This is a genomic window from Burkholderia sp. 572, assembly GCF_040545135.1.
In the GTDB taxonomy this organism is placed as follows: Bacteria; Pseudomonadota; Gammaproteobacteria; order Burkholderiales; family Burkholderiaceae; genus Burkholderia; species Burkholderia cepacia.
The window spans coordinates 345,617-361,483 of record NZ_JBEPLH010000008.1 but is presented as its reverse complement, the minus strand read 5'-3'; the positions used below and the strand labels follow the sequence as shown (position 1 = coordinate 361,483).

15 protein-coding genes are annotated in these 15,867 nt (G+C 69.2%); 8 read left to right on the top strand and 7 right to left on the bottom strand.

Going from position 1 to position 15,867, the window contains the following annotated elements; genetic code table 11:
• Positions 1 to 146 precede the first annotated feature (146 nt).
• The 3 genes from ABIC51_RS18020 to ABIC51_RS18010 all read right to left on the bottom strand — a co-directional run bounded on the left by ABIC51_RS18020 (position 147) and on the right by ABIC51_RS18010 (position 2,554).
• Positions 147 to 644: an SRPBCC family protein gene (locus ABIC51_RS18020; protein WP_175898054.1), complete on the bottom strand. Its 498-nt coding sequence runs from the start codon at positions 642 to 644 to the stop codon at positions 147 to 149.
• A 59-nt stretch (positions 645 to 703) separates the two neighbouring features.
• A complete protein-coding gene (locus ABIC51_RS18015) occupies positions 704 to 1,504 on the bottom strand; it encodes a uracil permease (protein ID WP_146252660.1) in 801 nt (266 codons plus the stop codon).
• Positions 1,505 to 1,594: 90 nt separating this feature from the next.
• A complete protein-coding gene (locus ABIC51_RS18010) occupies positions 1,595 to 2,554 on the bottom strand; it encodes a LysR family transcriptional regulator (RefSeq protein WP_060085041.1) in 960 nt (319 codons plus the stop codon).
• Between the two features lie 157 nt (positions 2,555 to 2,711).
• On the opposite strand from ABIC51_RS18010, the gene ABIC51_RS18005 reads away from it, so the two are divergent.
• The 3 genes from ABIC51_RS18005 (at position 2,712) to mmsB (ending at position 6,578) form a co-directional block, all read left to right on the top strand.
• Positions 2,712 to 4,031, top strand: coding sequence for an MFS transporter (locus ABIC51_RS18005; protein ID WP_027791229.1), 1,320 nt, complete (start codon positions 2,712 to 2,714; stop codon positions 4,029 to 4,031).
• A gap of 115 nt (positions 4,032 to 4,146) precedes the next feature.
• Positions 4,147 to 5,673 (top strand): CoA-acylating methylmalonate-semialdehyde dehydrogenase, encoded by a 1,527-nt coding sequence (locus tag ABIC51_RS18000; protein WP_027791228.1) that lies wholly within the window; start codon positions 4,147 to 4,149, stop codon positions 5,671 to 5,673.
• A 14-nt stretch (positions 5,674 to 5,687) separates the two neighbouring features.
• Positions 5,688 to 6,578: a 3-hydroxyisobutyrate dehydrogenase gene (gene mmsB, locus ABIC51_RS17995; RefSeq protein ID WP_060058680.1), complete on the top strand. Its 891-nt coding sequence runs from the start codon at positions 5,688 to 5,690 to the stop codon at positions 6,576 to 6,578.
• A 120-nt stretch (positions 6,579 to 6,698) separates the two neighbouring features.
• Here the strand turns inward: mmsB and ABIC51_RS17990 are convergent, their stop codons facing one another.
• The gene (locus ABIC51_RS17990; protein ID WP_059684256.1) at positions 6,699 to 7,031 is read right to left on the bottom strand and encodes a hypothetical protein; all 333 of its coding nucleotides are present in this window, start codon (positions 7,029 to 7,031) and stop codon (positions 6,699 to 6,701) included.
• A gap of 511 nt (positions 7,032 to 7,542) precedes the next feature.
• On the opposite strand from ABIC51_RS17990, the gene ABIC51_RS17985 reads away from it, so the two are divergent.
• Positions 7,543 to 8,307, top strand: coding sequence for a DUF4397 domain-containing protein (locus ABIC51_RS17985; RefSeq protein ID WP_059694242.1), 765 nt, complete (start codon positions 7,543 to 7,545; stop codon positions 8,305 to 8,307).
• A gap of 82 nt (positions 8,308 to 8,389) precedes the next feature.
• Here the strand turns inward: ABIC51_RS17985 and ABIC51_RS17980 are convergent, their stop codons facing one another.
• Both ABIC51_RS17980 and ABIC51_RS17975 read right to left on the bottom strand, forming a co-directional pair.
• Complete coding sequence (locus tag ABIC51_RS17980; protein ID WP_175898055.1) at positions 8,390 to 8,938, bottom strand: DUF3005 domain-containing protein; 549 nt, start codon at positions 8,936 to 8,938, stop codon at positions 8,390 to 8,392.
• A 214-nt stretch (positions 8,939 to 9,152) separates the two neighbouring features.
• Positions 9,153 to 9,392: a hypothetical protein gene (locus tag ABIC51_RS17975; protein ID WP_060314592.1), complete on the bottom strand. Its 240-nt coding sequence runs from the start codon at positions 9,390 to 9,392 to the stop codon at positions 9,153 to 9,155.
• Between the two features lie 218 nt (positions 9,393 to 9,610).
• On the opposite strand from ABIC51_RS17975, the gene ABIC51_RS17970 reads away from it, so the two are divergent.
• The 3 genes from ABIC51_RS17970 (at position 9,611) to ABIC51_RS17960 (ending at position 13,182) form a co-directional block, all read left to right on the top strand.
• Positions 9,611 to 11,161 (top strand): NCS1 family nucleobase:cation symporter-1, encoded by a 1,551-nt coding sequence (locus ABIC51_RS17970; protein ID WP_226128832.1) that lies wholly within the window; start codon positions 9,611 to 9,613, stop codon positions 11,159 to 11,161.
• 22 nt (positions 11,162 to 11,183) lie between these two features.
• On the top strand, positions 11,184 to 11,912 hold the full coding sequence (locus ABIC51_RS17965) for an aspartate/glutamate racemase family protein (RefSeq protein WP_175861111.1): 729 nt from the start codon (positions 11,184 to 11,186) through the stop codon (positions 11,910 to 11,912).
• Between the two features lie 61 nt (positions 11,913 to 11,973).
• Positions 11,974 to 13,182 (top strand): LysR family transcriptional regulator, encoded by a 1,209-nt coding sequence (locus tag ABIC51_RS17960; RefSeq protein ID WP_354006578.1) that lies wholly within the window; start codon positions 11,974 to 11,976, stop codon positions 13,180 to 13,182.
• 48 nt (positions 13,183 to 13,230) lie between these two features.
• Here the strand turns inward: ABIC51_RS17960 and ABIC51_RS17955 are convergent, their stop codons facing one another.
• Positions 13,231 to 14,802 carry an MFS transporter gene (locus ABIC51_RS17955; protein ID WP_354006577.1) on the bottom strand — a complete coding sequence of 524 codons (1,572 nt, stop codon included), beginning with the start codon at positions 14,800 to 14,802 and terminating at the stop codon, positions 13,231 to 13,233.
• Between the two features lie 100 nt (positions 14,803 to 14,902).
• Between ABIC51_RS17955 and ABIC51_RS17950 the strand changes: the two genes are divergently transcribed.
• Positions 14,903 to 15,793, top strand: a complete 891-nt coding sequence (locus ABIC51_RS17950) for a LysR family transcriptional regulator (protein ID WP_354006576.1) — start codon at positions 14,903 to 14,905, stop codon at positions 15,791 to 15,793.
• Positions 15,794 to 15,867 lie beyond the last annotated feature (74 nt).

Here is a 15,867-nt window from a genome sequence, read left to right as displayed (position 1 = left end):
CGCCATGACGCAGTTCGCACTGCTTTACCCGGAACGATTCAACATTGGAGTCTGAATCTCAACCCCGCCTCACACACGGAATTCCGGATACCTCCCGACACGGATGTCGGGCAAATCTATTACGCGCCCGCGCCCGTGCCCAAGACCTAGCGCACCGCCTCCATCGCACCCGCCCGCCCCTTCGCCGCCATCGCGAGACGCCGCCAGTTGCGGGCCGCATACCGGTGCGCCTGCCGCAACGCGAGCCACAACCCGATCTGCCGAACCGGCCTGAAGAGGCCACGCGCGTTGAACACGGTGCGCCGTTCGACGCGCGTCCTGCCGCCTTCCACCGGTGTCAGCGTGAATTCGTCCTCAAGCAGGCCGACCCAGTCGCGACACCACACCGTCGACGCCACCATCCGGTAACGCAGCCGGCGATGCTCGTCGAGCACGAGGATCCGCTGATCGATGGTGCCGCGATCGGTCGTGCACTGCCGCGTGTTGCCGACGGCCGGCACGCCTTCGAGCACGCGGCAGCTGACCGGCTTCGGCACGCCGAGGCGGAACAGCAACGGCCGCGTGTCGTCCATCCGGGCATGGAGGAAATGCGGCCAGACATGCTCGGGCCGGCAATCGAACGTCCACTGCGAATGAATTTCCACGACCGTCTCCTGGCGGTTGCCGGTGCGGGCATGATGACACAACCGCCCCGCCGCATTCGTCACTTCACGACCGCACGCCACGCGGTTCGCGCGTAGATGAGCAGCAACGGCAGCAGCGCCAGCGCGAACAGCAGGCCAAGCGCCAGCACCCACACCGGCCACTGTTCGGGATTCCCCCACACCCAGTAGCGGTACGGCACGCTCAGGAACGCGATTTCCATCAGCAGCACACCGAGCGGCACGAGCGCGTTCATCACCACGGCCACGCCGAATCGGGCCGCGCCGTCGATGTTCTTCCCCGCACCGTACGCCGCGATCAGGTAGACGAAATACCCGATGATCGCGACCATCAGCGCGCCGCCGGCCAGCAGGCCGACACTGCGCACGCTGCGTTCATGCAACTGGGTAGCCCCGGCCGGCAACACGACATCGATCTTCTCGCCGATCTCCGGCACGCCGCCCGATCGGATGTTGCCCGGCAGCACGACCCGCTCGCCATCCGGCATCACGGCCTCCAGGATCGACGTGTACTTGATGCACCGATATCGTTCGGTGCGCCCGCTGCTATCGCGTCGCTCGCAGGTGTCCCACTCGGACTGGTAGGACACGACGGTCGCCTCGTATTTCGGCGACACCGCCAGTGCGTAGAGTTCGTCGCCGATCCAGTACGCGAACGGGAAACACAGCGACACCAGGCAAAAGCACACGAGCCACCAGAAGGCGACCGCGCCGCCCGCGCCGCCCGCTCCGCGCGCGCCGCCGGTCTGGCGGCGCACCATGCGCGACGCGAGCCAGTACGCGGCCACGCCGAATACCGCCACACAAACCACGAACACCTTGCCCGCCTGCGTCAACGCCATCTGCATTTCCCCCGATAACCGGCCGGATCTTCGTCGGCCATTTTTTCAATTCAGATCAACTCGTTCGTCACCACCCCGCCCGCCATTCCGTCAGGCCGGCTCGCCGACGAATCTCAGCGTCCCCGATTCGCCCGACAGCAGCGCGCGATTCGCGTCCGCCGCCGCGCGCAGGTAATCCCACAGCGCGGTCACGCGCCGCAGCTTGCGCAGGTCCTCGCGGCACGTCAGCCAGAAGCACCGCGTGACGACCACGTCGTCCGGCAGCACGGCCACCAGCGCCGGCTGCGTGGCCGCCATGAAGCACGGCAGGATCGCGAGCCCGCCGCCCTGCAGCGCCGCGAAATACTGCGCGATCACGCTCGTCGTGCGCAGCCCGGCCGTCGCGCCCGGCACCGCCCGGTCGAGGTACAGCAGCTCATTGCTGAACGCGAGATCGTCGACATAGCTGATGAACGCGTGCTCCGCGAGATCGTCGGTACAGGTGATCGGTGGATGGTTCGCGAGATAGTCGCGCGTCGCGTATAGCCGCAACTGGTAATCGCACAGCTTCGTGACCACGTAAGGCCCGCGCTCGGGCCGCTCGAGCGTGATCGCGAGGTCCGCCTCGCGCTTGGGCAGGTTGACGAAATGCGGCACCGGCAGCAGGTCGACCGTCACGTGCGGATGCTCGGCGCGAAACTGCGCGAGCTGCGGCGCGAGGAAAAAGCACCCGAACCCCTCGGTCGACCCGATCCGCACATGGCCCGACAGCGCCTCGCCCGTATTCGCGACCTGGTCGCACGCGGACTGCACGGTCGTCTCCATCGCGTCCGCATACGCGACGAGCCGCTGGCCTTCGGCCGTCAGCGTGAAGCCGCCGGAGCGCGACTTGTCGAACAGCAGCGTGCCCATCGCCGCCTCGAGCGCGCGGATGCGCCGCGCGACGGTCGTGTAGTCGACCCCCAGCCGCTTCGCGGCGCCGCTCGCCCGCTGCGTGCGCGCGACTTCGAGGAAAAAACGCAGGTCGTCCCAGTTCAGGTTGCCGGAAACCGGCTCGGTGGCATGTCGCATCGGCGAGGGAAAAAGGGGCGGGAGTCTCCGGGCCGGCCGTCGATATGCATAAATGCACATCCAACCGGTTTCTTTATCGGTACATGATGAATCTGCGCATAACTATACTCGACCGTGACCTGCGGACCACGAGCCGCGGCACCACCACGGAGACACCATGCAGACGCGATCCACCCTCGATGAGCATGCGACAGTCGCGGCACCTGCGCCCGAGCGCACCGCGAAGCACCACCTGCTGGCCGGCTGGGCCAGCATGGCCGGCACCACGATCGAGTGGTACGACTTCTTCCTCTACGGCACGGCCGCCGCGCTCGTGTTCAACCGCATCTTCTTCCCGTCGCTGGACCCCGTCGTCGGCACGCTCGCCGCGTTCGGCACGTTCGCGGTCGGCTTCATCGGGCGGCCGATGGGCGGCATCGTGTTCGGCCACTTCGGCGACCGCATCGGCCGCAAGTCGATGCTGATGATCACGCTGCTGCTGATGGGCGTGCCGAGCATGATCATCGGGCTGATCCCGTCGTACGACAGCATCGGCTACTGGGCCGCCGCGCTGCTGATCGGGATGCGGTTCCTGCAAGGGATGGCCGTCGGCGGCGAATGGGGCGGCGCGGTGCTGATGGCCGTCGAACACGCGCCGAAGGGCCGCAAGGGGCTGTTCGGCAGCCTGCCGCAGACGGGCGTCGGGCTCGGCCTGATCCTGTCGTCGGTCGCGATGGCCGCGGTGGCCGCGCTGCCGGAAGCCGACATGCTGTCGTGGGGCTGGCGTGTGCCGTTCCTCGCGAGCATCGCGCTCGTCGGCCTCGGCTGGTTCATCCGCGCGAAGGTGCCCGAATCGCCCGACTTCGAGAAAATGCAGCGCCAGGGCAAGGCCGAGAAGTCGCCGGTGACGGCCGCGCTGCGCCGCCATCCGCGCGAGGTGCTGACGATCGTCGGCGCACGCGCCGCCGAGAACACCTGGTTCTACATGGTCGTCACGTTCGCGCTCGCCTACGCGACGCAGCAGCTGCATCTGCCGAAGGCCGAGATGCTGCACGCGATCACGGCCGGCGCCGCGCTGTCGCTCGTCACGATGCCGCTGTGCGGCCATCTCAGCGACCGCATCGGCCAGCGCCGGATGTTCGCGATCGGCCTCGTGCTGATGTGCGCGTTCGCCGCGCCGTTCTTCATGATGCTCGGCACGCAGCAGACGTCGACCGCATGGTGGGCGATCGTGCTCGGCCTCGGCGTCGTGTTCCCGATTCTCTATGCGCCGGAATCGCTGCTGTTCGCGCAGCAGTTCCCGGCGGAGATCCGCTACAGCGGCATCTCGCTGTCGGTGCAGCTGGCCGGCGTGATCGGCGGCGGCTTCGCGCCGATGATCGCGACGTCGCTGCTCAAGGCCGGCGGCGGCCAGCCGCATTACGTGATCGCTTACCTCGTCGGCTTCGGCGTGTTCGCGCTCGTGTGTACCGCGTTGATGCGGCCGGCGCGCGCGTGAGCACGCCGCCGGCATCCGATCGATTTCAGTTCGTCCTGCCGTCCGCCGTGCGTGCATGCGCGGCGGCGGATACGGGCCGCCTTGTTTGTCATCACCTCGTTCCCCGGAGAGTTCCATGAACGCCGCAGTTCCCCAGACCACCCTCGCCCTGCCCACCGCCAAGCTGCTGATCGACGGCGCGTTTGTCGAATCGCAAAGCGCCGAATGGGGCGACATCGTCAACCCCGCGACGCAGGAAGTGATCGGCCGCGTGCCGTATGCGACGCTCGACGAGGTCGACGCCGCGATCGCGTCCGCGCAGCGCGCGTTCCAGACGTGGAAAACGACGCCGATCGGCGCGCGTCTGCGCATCATGCTGAAGTTCCAGGATCTCGTGCGCCGCAATCTCGAACGGATCGCGCACACGCTGACGGCCGAGCAGGGCAAGACGCTGCCCGATGCGCAGGGCGACATCTTCCGCGGCCTCGAAGTGGTCGAGCACGCGTGCTCGATCGGCACGCTGCAGCAAGGCGAATTCGCGGAGAACGTGGCGGGCGGCGTCGATACCTACACGCTGCGCCAGCCGATCGGCGTGTGCGCGGGCATCACACCGTTCAACTTCCCCGGGATGATCCCGCTGTGGATGTTCCCGATGGCGATCGTCTGCGGCAACACGTTCGTGCTGAAGCCGTCCGAGCAGGACCCGCTGTCGACGATGCAGCTCGTCGAGCTCGCGATCGAGGCCGGCGTGCCGCAGGGCGTGCTGAACGTCGTGCACGGCGGCAAGACGGTGGTCGACCGCCTCTGCACGCACCCGGACATCAAGGCGATCTCGTTCGTCGGCTCGACGCGCGTCGGCACGCACGTGTACAACCTCGGCAGCCAGCACGGCAAGCGCGTGCAGTCGATGATGGGCGCGAAGAACCACGCGGTCGTGCTGCCCGACGCGCACCGCGAGCAGACGATCAACGCGCTCGTCGGCGCGGGTTTCGGCGCGGCCGGCCAGCGCTGCATGGCGACGTCGGTCGTCGTGCTGGTCGGCACGGCGCGCGACTGGCTGCCCGAGCTCGTCGAGAAAGCGAAGGCGCTGAAGGTGAACGCGGGCCACGAACCGGGTACCGATGTCGGCCCGGTCGTGTCGAAGGCCGCGCATGCGCGCATCACCGCGCTGATCGACGAAGGCGTGAAGGCCGGCGCGAAGCTCGAACTCGACGGCCGCAACGTGAAGGTGCCCGGTTACGAGCAGGGCAACTTCGTCGGCCCGACGATCTTCTCGGGCGTGACGACCGACATGTCGATCTATACGGAAGAAATCTTCGGGCCGGTGGTGGTCGTGCTCGAGGCCGACACGCTCGACGACGCGATCGCGCTCGTCAACCGCAACCCGATGGGCAACGGCGTGGGGCTGTTCACGCAGAGCGGCGCGGCGGCACGCAAGTTCCAGAGCGAGATCGACATCGGCCAGGTCGGCATCAACATCCCGATTCCGGTGCCGGTGCCCTACTTCAGCTTCACGGGTTCGCGCGGCTCGAAGCTCGGCGACCTCGGCCCGTACGGCAAGCAGGTCGTGCAGTTCTACACGCAGACGAAGACGGTCACCGCGCGCTGGTTCGACGACGACGCGACGGCCGGCGGCGTGAACACGACGATCGCGCTGCGCTGAGCGAGGGCCTGCACATGGACATTGCGTTCATCGGACTCGGCAACATGGGCGGCCCCATGGCCGCCAACCTGCTGAAAGCCGGCCACGCGCTGACGGTGTTCGACCTCGACGCGCACGCGGTCGACGTCGCGGTGCGCGCCGGCGCGACCGCCGCCGGCTCGCCGCGCGAAGCGGCCGCGCGCGGCGCGGTCGTGATCACGATGCTGCCGGCCGCGCAACACGTGCGCGCGGTCTATCTCGGCGACGACGGCGTCCTGGCCGGCGCGCACGCCGGCGCGACGCTGATCGACTGCAGCACGATCGATCCCGGCACCGTGCGCGCAGTGGCCGACGCCGCCGCGCAGCGCGGCTTCCCGCTCGCCGACGCCCCCGTGTCGGGCGGCACCGGCGGCGCGCAGGCCGGCACGCTGACCTTCATGGTCGGCGCGGACGCCGCGCTGTTCGAGCGCATCCGCCCCGTGCTGCTCGACATGGGCAAGAACGTCGTGCATTGCGGCGGCACGGGCACCGGGCAAATCGCGAAGATCTGCAACAACCTGCTGCTCGGGATCTCGATGATGGGTGTCTCGGAAGCGATGGCGCTCGGCGCCGCGCTCGGCATCGATCCGTCCGTGCTGGCCGGCATCATCAATACGTCGACCGGCCGCTGCTGGAGCTCGGACACGTACAACCCGTATCCGGGCGTGAGCGACACCGCACCGGCCGCGCGCGGCTATGCGGGCGGATTCGCGGCGAACCTGATGCTGAAGGATCTCGGGCTCGCGACCGAAGCGGCACGGAGCGCGCACCAGCCGGTGTGGATGGGCGCACTCGCGCAGCAGCTCTATCAGTCGATGAACCAGCAGGGGCTCGGCACGCTCGACTTCTCCGCGTGCGTGAAGCTGTACGAGGCGCAGCCGGCGTAATCGCCGCAGCCGACGCCGGACGTGCGCCGACCCGCGATGTGCCTGAACGGCCTCGCGGGTCGGTTTGCATCGGGGAGAAGGAAAACGCGGACGGCGGCGGCGTGCGACGCCGCCGGTCGCTCAACCGCGCGGATTCGACGCCGTCTCGAAGGTCGGATGGCACTCGAACGCGAGTTCGGAGCGCGCGCCGACACGGCTGCCGCTGGTCAGCGCCTCCTGCTTCAGGCTGGCGCGCATGCCGCGCTGCGTGCAGTAGTTGGTGGCTTCGTCGACGGCCTTCGTATGGGCGTCGGCCCACGTCGTCGATACGCCGACCGTGCGCGTCGTCACGGTAAATACGTTCGGGTTCGACGTCGCGGTCACGTCGGAAGCGGTCGAACACGCGGCGAGCAAGCATACAGCAGCCGCGACGGTCAACCATCGCAGGGTTCGAAAGGAAACTGGAGTGGACATGGGGGGCAAGCGCACGTACTTCGACGTGCATTGAGCAACATAGGCGACAGTATGCCTGCTCGATCGCCGGAGATCATGCCCCTTTCGGTGAACACATTGTTTCGAATGGTTAAACGATGACGGGTGCAGGCAAGATTTACAGCCCTCGCCGGCGGCCGGCTTCGGCCGGCAGGTAGTTTCGCCCTGCCCGCACGCCGTTGCGGGCGCGCCGGGCGGCGCGACGGCCGGGGCGAGCCCCGCCGGCCGGGTCGGCACCGACGCGTCCCCGCGCCCGGCTCCTGCGACACCGCCCTTTTTACAACCCGGGCGCCCCCTCTCACTCACCCCTGACCGGCCCCGCCCCGTGCCCGGCCGACCGGCGCCCCGACGTCAGACAGGCACATCGCTTGCGCCACCCACGCGTCCGCCGATCCGGCGGACAACATCCTTCCCGCAACCGGCGTTGCTCACCACGCGACCTTCGCGTGGCGATCCCGCATCGCAAACAGGTTCCCCTGAACGAGAGGACAACATGAAATCAATACGAACGATAGCGGCCCTGTGCTCCATCATTTCCGTGCTCGCGGCATGTGGCGGCGACGGCAACGACGTCGGCACCGAGCTCGGCATCTCGAAGCCGCAGGCGCGCTTCATCAACGCGGTGCCGGCCGGCCCGAACCTCGACTACTACCTGAACGCCAAAGTCGACCAGTCGGGTGTCGCGTACAAGGGCGTGACGCGCTATCACGACGTCGACTCGGGCACGCAGACCGCGAGCTACGACATCTCGGGCACGACCTCGACCATCGCGTCGCAATCGTTCAGCGCGGCGAACGGCCATCACTACACGACGATCGCGCTGCCGAGCACGACGTCGCTGATCTCCGTGATCGACGATCCGTACGACAAGGGCCTGCTGTCGGACAAGGCGCGCGTGCGCAGCTTCAATGCATCGCCGAACGCGCAGAACATCGACATGTACGTCGTCCCGCCCGGCACCGACATCACGACGCAAAGCCCGACGCTCGCGGGCGCGGCCTACCAGAACGCGGTGCCGGCCTCGACGCAGGATTCGATCTACCTGAACGGCGGCAGCTACCAGGTGATCGTCACGACGGCCGGCAGCAAGACGCCGATCCTCAAGACCGCGCCGGTCACCATCAACAACAACGCCGACTGGCTGCTGCTGACGATTCCGTCGGGCGGGGTCGGCGACGTGACGCCGAACGATATCCACGTGCTGGTTGCGCAAGGCAACGACGCCGATACGTCCGCGCAGGAACTCGGGCCGCAGTAATGGCCGAACACGGCGGCGGCGATCGTGGCGGCCGGTGCGAATGCACCGGCCGCCCCACGCCGGGTAACGGTATCCGGCGGTATCAGTCGATCCGCTCGAGGCAGATCACGTGCTCGGCGCGCGCACCGTCGCCGTGCTCGACGTCGACATCGCCGACATGCCGCACGCGCCAGCCCGGCCGCGTCGCGATCTGCGGCATGTTGCCGCCCGGCCGGCTCTCGATCCCGCCGAGCCCCTCGTCGGGCGTATCGACCGCGTCGTCGTGCGACGCGTTCGAGTAGATCACGTTGTCCTGCAGTTCCGACGCGCCGGTGCGCGCCTCCATGCCCTTGCCGTCGACGTCGACCGTGTTGTCGGTCATCGCCATGTTCGCGTTGTCGAGCGTGACGATCCGGCCGGCCGCGCGACGCACGGGATCGCCGCTGTCGACCGCATGCGCGCCGACGTCGATCGGCGGCAGGCCGGTCGGCGTTTTCGCCGCGACCGCCTCGGGCGTCAGCGGCCGCTTCGCCACCTCGGCGGCCTGGGTCGCCGCGTCGGGCATGTCGCCGGCTGCCGGGGTCTTCACCGGACTCTTCGCGATCTGTTCCTGCTGCTGTTGCGGGGTTGGATTCGATTCCGCGTTCTGCATCGCACCTCCTGTTCCGGACGGCGTGCGCCGGCGTGATGCCGGCGCCGGTCCGGGAATCGCTACAACGGTCCTTGCAAATCTTTCACGCGCAGGGACGCCGCGCACGCGCGTCCTGCGACGCCCATGCGGCATGGGCATGCCGCACGGCAGCGCACGGGTGACGAACCGGCGCACGCCGCGTGCACGTGCACGTGCGCCGCCCGCCTGATGCCGGTCAGCCGCCGCTTGCGCCCGCCGGCGCGGAAGCCGCGCCCGGCATGCTTGCCGCGCCGCCCGGCGTGCCCGACGGCGCGGTGGACGGCGCCGGCGACATGCCGCCCGTGGCGCTGGTGTCCGAGCTCGCACCGGTACCGGTGTCGCTCTTTTTCTGGCAACCCGCACCCGCCGCCAGGCCGGCGATCAGGATGCCGGCGAAGACGGCTCGCGATACGTGACGAAGGGAATATCGCTGCATGACACCTCCGCTGATGTCGGTGGATGGAACCCTTCGGCGCGCAATCCCCGTGCCTCGCCATCGATCCCTCCCATTCATTTTTCAAATGGCGCTCAGCCGAATATTTAATTTCCCATCACCGTGCCGGCCACCCATACTCGCGAACAAATCCGAGACATAACGTCCACGGCGGCCGGGCCGTCGCAGCGTATACGCGCTGCCGGTTTCGCGCCCCGCACATGGAAGGAGACAACGGCGTGCAACTGGAAGCCACCCACCGCCCGGGCATCGTGCCCGGCGCGGTCGACGCATCGCATCGAACCGATTCGGCCGCGCGCGACCCCGCGCTGAGCCCGCGGCTGCACAACCCCGACCTCGCGCCCACCAAGGCCGAGGGGCGGACGTGGGGCCGCTACAGCATCTTTGCGCTGTGGACCAACGACGTGCACAACATCGCGAACTACTCGTTCGCGATCGGGCTGTTCGCGCTCGGCCTGTCGGGCTGGCAGATGCTCGCGTCGCTCGCGATCGGCGCGGTGCTCGTGTACTGCTTCATGAACCTCACCGGCTACATGGGCCAGAAGACCGGCGTGCCGTTCCCGGTGATCAGCCGGATGAGCTTCGGCATCTACGGCGCGCTGCTGCCCGCGATGATCCGCGCGGTGATCGCGATCGCATGGTTCGGCATCCAGACCTATCTCGCGTCCGTCGTGCTGCGCGTGCTGCTCACCGCGATCTGGCCGGGCCTCGCCGCGTTCGACCAGGATGCGATCTTCGGGCTGTCGACGCTCGGCTGGGCCACGTTCGTCGCGATCTGGCTCGTGCAGATCGGCATCCTCACGTACGGGATGGAAATGGTCCGCAAGTACGAAGGGCTCGCCGGCCCGGTGATCCTCGTCACGACGCTGTCGCTCGCCGCGTGGATGTTCAGCCGCACGGGCGGCCATCTCGCGATGTCGATCGGCAAGCCGCTGACCGGCCTGAAGATGTGGACGGAGATCTTCGCGGGCGGCTCGCTGTGGCTTGCGATCTACGGCACGCTGGTGCTCAACTTCTGCGACTTCGCGCGCTCGTCGCCGAGCGCGAAGACGGTGCGGGTCGGCAACTTCTGGGGCTTGCCGGTCAACATCCTCGTGTTCGCGACGATCAGCTTCGTGCTCGCGGGCGCGCAGTTCAAGCTGAACGGCCACATCATCCACAGCCCGACGGAAATCATCGCGACGGTGCCGAACAAGCTGTTCCTCGTGCTCGGCTGCCTCGCGTTCCTGATCGTCACGGTCGCCGTGAACATCATGGCGAACTTCGTCGCGCCGGCCTTCGTGCTGACGAGCCTTGCGCCGCATCGCCTGTCGTTCCGCCGCGCGGGCCTGATCAGCGCGACGGTCGCCGTGCTGATCCTGCCGTGGAACCTGTACAACAGCCCGATCGTGATCGTCTATTTCCTGTCCGGCCTCGGCGCGCTGCTCGGCCCGCTGTACGGGATCATCACGGTCGACTACTGGCTCGTGCGCAAGCAGCGCGTGAACGTGCCCGACCTCTATACCGAAGCGCCGACCGGCGCCTATTTCTACACGCGCGGCGTGAACCGCAAGGCACTTGCGGCGCTCCTGCCGTCCGCGCTGATCTCGATCACGCTCGCCGTCGTGCCGGCCTTCAGCGCGATGACGCCGTTCTCGTGGCTGCTCGGCGCGGCCATCGCGGGCGGCGTGTACTGGCTGCTGGCCGATCGCAAACGGCAATACGAGGAGCGCTCGGGCGAACCCATCGCGGTCGCCTGCGCGCAACACTGAACACACGCATACGGAGTCAGCAATGAGGATCCTGGTAGTCAACGTCAACACGACCGAGTCGATCACCGACGCGATCGCCGCGCAGGCGCAGGCCGCCGCATCGCCGGGCACGGAGATCGTCGGGCTGACGCCGCGCTTCGGCGCGGAGTCGATCGAAGGCAACTTCGAGAGCTACCTCGCGGCGATCGCCGTGATGGATCGCGTGCTGAGCTACGACGAGCCGTACGACGCGGTGATCCAGGCCGGCTACGGCGAACACGGCCGCGAAGGCCTGCAGGAACTGCTGACGGTGCCCGTCGTCGACATCACCGAAGCGGCCGCGAGCGTCGCGATGCTGCTCGGCCATCGCTACTCGGTCGTCACGACGCTCGACCGCACGGTGCCGCTGATCGAGGATCGCCTGAAGCTCGCCGGGCTCGACGCGCGCTGCGCGTCGGTGCGCGCAAGCGGCCTCGCGGTGCTCGAACTCGAGGAGAACCCGGCGCGCGCGATCGAGTCGATCGTCGGCCAGGCGCAGCGCGCGGTGAAGGACGATCACGCGGAAGTGATCTGCCTCGGCTGCGGCGGGATGGCCGGCCTCGACCAGCAGATCGAGGAATGCACGGGCGTGCCGGTCGTCGACGGCGTGTCGGCCGCGGTCGCGCTCGCCGAGTCGCTGGTGCGCCTGAAGCTGAAGACGTCGAAGGTCCGCACGTACGCGCCGCCGCGCCCGAAGCGGATCGTCGGCTGGCCGGGCACCTTCGCAAAATGACGCGCCGCCGGCCGGCTGCTGCGTCGCGCTCGGGCATCGTGTCGCCGGGAGACGTATCGGCATGCGGGACACGCTAGAACCGGACGCACTGCCCCGCGGCGCGTCCGACGCCGCGGGCGCGCTCGACGTGCTCGATGCGCGGCTGATGCGCATCCTGCTCGTGCTGCTCACCGAGCGCACCGTGTCGCGCGCGGCCGTGCGGCTGAACATGTCGCAGCCGGCGACGAGCGCCGCGCTCAAGCGCCTGCGCACGCTGCTCGGCGATCCGTTGCTCGTGCGCAGCCGCTACGGGATGGTGCCGACCGAGTTCGGCGCGCGGCTGATCGAACCGCTGCGCAACGCGCTGCGCGTGATCGACTTCATCCGCATCCAGCAGCCGACGTTCGACGCGCGCACGTCGGTGCGCACCTACCGGATCGGCTGCCCCGACTACCTGAACGTGCTGTTCGTGCCGAAGCTCGTCGCGCTGTTCCGCGAACGCGCGCCGAACGCGCAGCTCGTGTTCCATCCGCTCGGCGACGGCTTCGACGACGAGCGCGCGCTGGCCGACGGCGAACTCGACGTCGTGATCGACAATCGCCCGGCGCGCTCGTCGCGGTTCCGGCAGGACGACCTGTTCGACGATCGCGTCGTATGCCTGATGCGCGCGACGCATCCGCTCGCGCGGCACGGCGCGATGACGGCCGCCGATTTTGCCGACGCGCCGCAGCTGTGCCCGACACCGTCGTGGCTCGAGGCGTCCGGCGCGATCGACCGGCAGCTCGAACGCGTGGGCCTGCGGCGGCGGATCATCGTCACGCTGCCCCACTTCGAACTTGCCGCGCATGCGCTCGTACGCACCGACATGCTCCTGACCACCACGTACCGGCTCGCGCGGCATTATGCGAAGCTGCTGCCGCTCGCCGCCGTCGCGCTGCCGGCGGAGCCGCCCGACATCGTGTACCGGATGACGTGGAACGAATCGGGCGCGTGCGTGGACGGCGTGCGCTGGCTGCGCGGGCTGATCGCGGAAGCGACACGCGCGTGGCTCGACGCCGAGGCGATGCTGCCGGCGGTTGCCGCGGTTCCCGCCGGCGCAGTTGCGGACGCAGGGAACAGCGTGACGGCTGCGGGCGATACGGCCGATGCACCCGATACACCTGCTACGGCCGATACGCCCGAACCGGTTCGACGCACGCGCCGCAGGCAGGCGACGCGTTGCCGTGCATCGCACCCGCCGCGCGTCGCCCATGCGGCACGCATCCACCGTCACGCGACGAAGTCGCATTGACCGGCGCGACAACGCGCCGCTCCGTACGTCACACACTTTCACGCACCGTCACGCACCATCGCGCATCGGTTGCGCAAGCAACTTGCACGCAACGACGGCCACGACGAGCGCGAGCACGCCGCTCACCGTCAGCGCGTCGGCAAACCCGCTCGCGAACGCGACGGGCGCCGCCTTCGCGAGCGCGCCGGCGGCCGACGGCGGCACACGCTCGAGCGCCCGCGCCAGGTCGCCGGCCAGCAGACTCGACATGAACGGCGCATCGGCGAACGCGCGCAGGCCGGGCGCGGCGGACAGCAGCCGGTCGAGCCGCGCCTGCGTGCTCGCCGCCAGCACCGCGCCGAGCACGCCGACGGCCGTCACGATCGCCGAGAAGCGCGTCGTCGTGCTGATGCCCGACGCCATGCCGGTGCGATTCGACGGCACGCACGCCATGATCGCCTTCTGCGTATCGCCGTTCATGATGCCCGCGCCGCAGCCCGTCACGAACATGCCGATCGCGACGAGCCGGTAGTCGCCGGCGGCCGTCAGCGCCGCGGTCGCGAGATTGCCCGCGCCGATCAGCGCGAGCCCGCCCGCCAGCACGCCGCCGGACGACACGCGCGCGGCCAGCGCCGCGCCGAGCGACGGCCCGGCGATCATCGCGAACGCGAACGGCAGCATCCCGAGCCCCGCGTCGATCGCCGACATCCCGAACGCGTTCTGCAGGTACAGCGGCAGGAACGTCATCATCACCTGCGCGCACGCCGCATAACCGAACATCGCGAGCACGGCGCCGACGAAGCGCGGCTGGCTAAACAGCGCGAGATCGATCATCGGCCGCGCCTGCCAGCGCTCCGCGCCGACGAACACCGCGAACAGCGCGGCGGCGAGCGCGAGCCGGCCGAGCGTCGCGGCCGACAGCCAGCCGTGCGACGGTGCGCCGATCAGGGCCGCGATCGCGCACGCGAGCCCCGCGCCGAACAACAGGCTGCCGGCCGCATCCACGCGCTTCGCGTGCGGATCGCGCGACTCGTCGATCGCGACGCGCGCGCCGGCCGCGAGCAGCATGCAGACGGGCAGGTTCAGCAGGAACACCCAGCGCCACCCGATCCATTGCGTGATCGCGCCGCCGACGAGCGGCGCGACGGCCGTCGCGATCCCCATGCACATGCCCCAGATCGCCCACGCGCGCGCCCGCTCGCGCCCCTCCGGAAAACGGTTCGCGATCACGGCGAGCGCGGCCGTCAGCAACAGCGCGGCGCCGCCGCCCTTCACCGCACGCGCGGCGATCAGCCAGCCGGCCGACGGCGCGACGCCGCAGCCGAGCGACGCGAGAAAGAACAGCGCGAGCCCCGCGCCGAGCATCCGCTTGCGTCCGAAGCGGTCGGCGAGCCCGCCGGCCGGCAGCAGGCAGGCGGCGAACGCGGTCATGTACGCGCTCACGACCCATTCGATATCGGCGAAGCTCGCGTGGAAGCTGCGCGCGATGCTCGGCAGCGACACGGCGACGACGTTCGTGTCGAGCACGATCAGCGAGCAGGTCGCGGACGCGACGGCGAGCGTCGCGGCGGCGGGCATGCGGCCGCCCGTGCGCGGGGCGGCAGCCGCGCCCGCGCGCGACGTCGGTGAAGACTGGGACATCGGACACTCCGGAACAGGTTGAACGAACCGTATGCTAGGCTTGCCCGGTATTGCCCGTCATTGACACTCAGACGCTTTTTTATTGACGAAAACTGCAATCATGGATCGGCTCGAATTCCGTCACGTGCGCGCGTTCCTGAGCGTCGCGCAGCACCTGCACTTCGCCCGCGCGGCCGAGGCGCTCGACATGGCGCCGCCCGCGCTCACGCGGCAGATCCAGGAAGCCGAACGCGTGCTCGGCGTGCGTCTCTTTCACCGGTCGCGCCGCGCGGTCACGCTGAGCGCGGCCGGCGAGGCCTATCTCGCCGAAGCGCGCGCCGCGGTCGAGCACCTGCAGCGCGGCCGCGAACTCGCGGCGCTGGCCGAGCGCGGCGAGTTCGGCCGGATCGAGATCGGCTACGTGTCGTCGGCCGTCTATTCGGGCACGCTGCAGCGCACGGTCGGCGCGTTTCGTGACGCGCATCCGCGCATCGAACTGAACCTGCGCGAAGTGCCGATGGACGACGTCGCGAACCAGCTCGACACCGGCCGCCTCGACCTCGCGTACGTCCGCCCACCGCTGCCGCTGCCAGGCGGCCTGCGGATCGTCACGCTGCAGCGCGACGTGTTCGTCGCGGCCGTGCCGGCCGGGTCGCGCTACGCGTCGATGGCCGCCGTTCGCGCGGCCGACCTCGCCGACGCGCGCTTCGCGGTGCCCGAACAGGAGCGCGGCACGCTCGAAGTCGCGCGCCGCGGCCGCTTCGCGCCGCTGGTCGCCGCCCGCCCGGGCGGCTTGCTCGCGGTGCTCGCGTGCGTGTCCGTGAACGGCTGGGTCGCGGTGATTCCCGATGCGCTCGCCGGCTGCGTGTCGCTGCCGGGTGTCGTGTACCGGCCGATCGCCGGCAAGCCGATCACGTCGGAACTCGCACTCGCGCACCGGCGCTTCGAAAAGGCGCCGGCGGTGCGCGCGTTCCTGCGGACGGTTCCGTCGGCCGCGCAAGACGCTGGATGAAACGCCCGCGTGCGGCGACGGCGGCCAGGCCGGCCGCCGCGGCGCGAATATGCATTGCACGATTCGATGTTTGT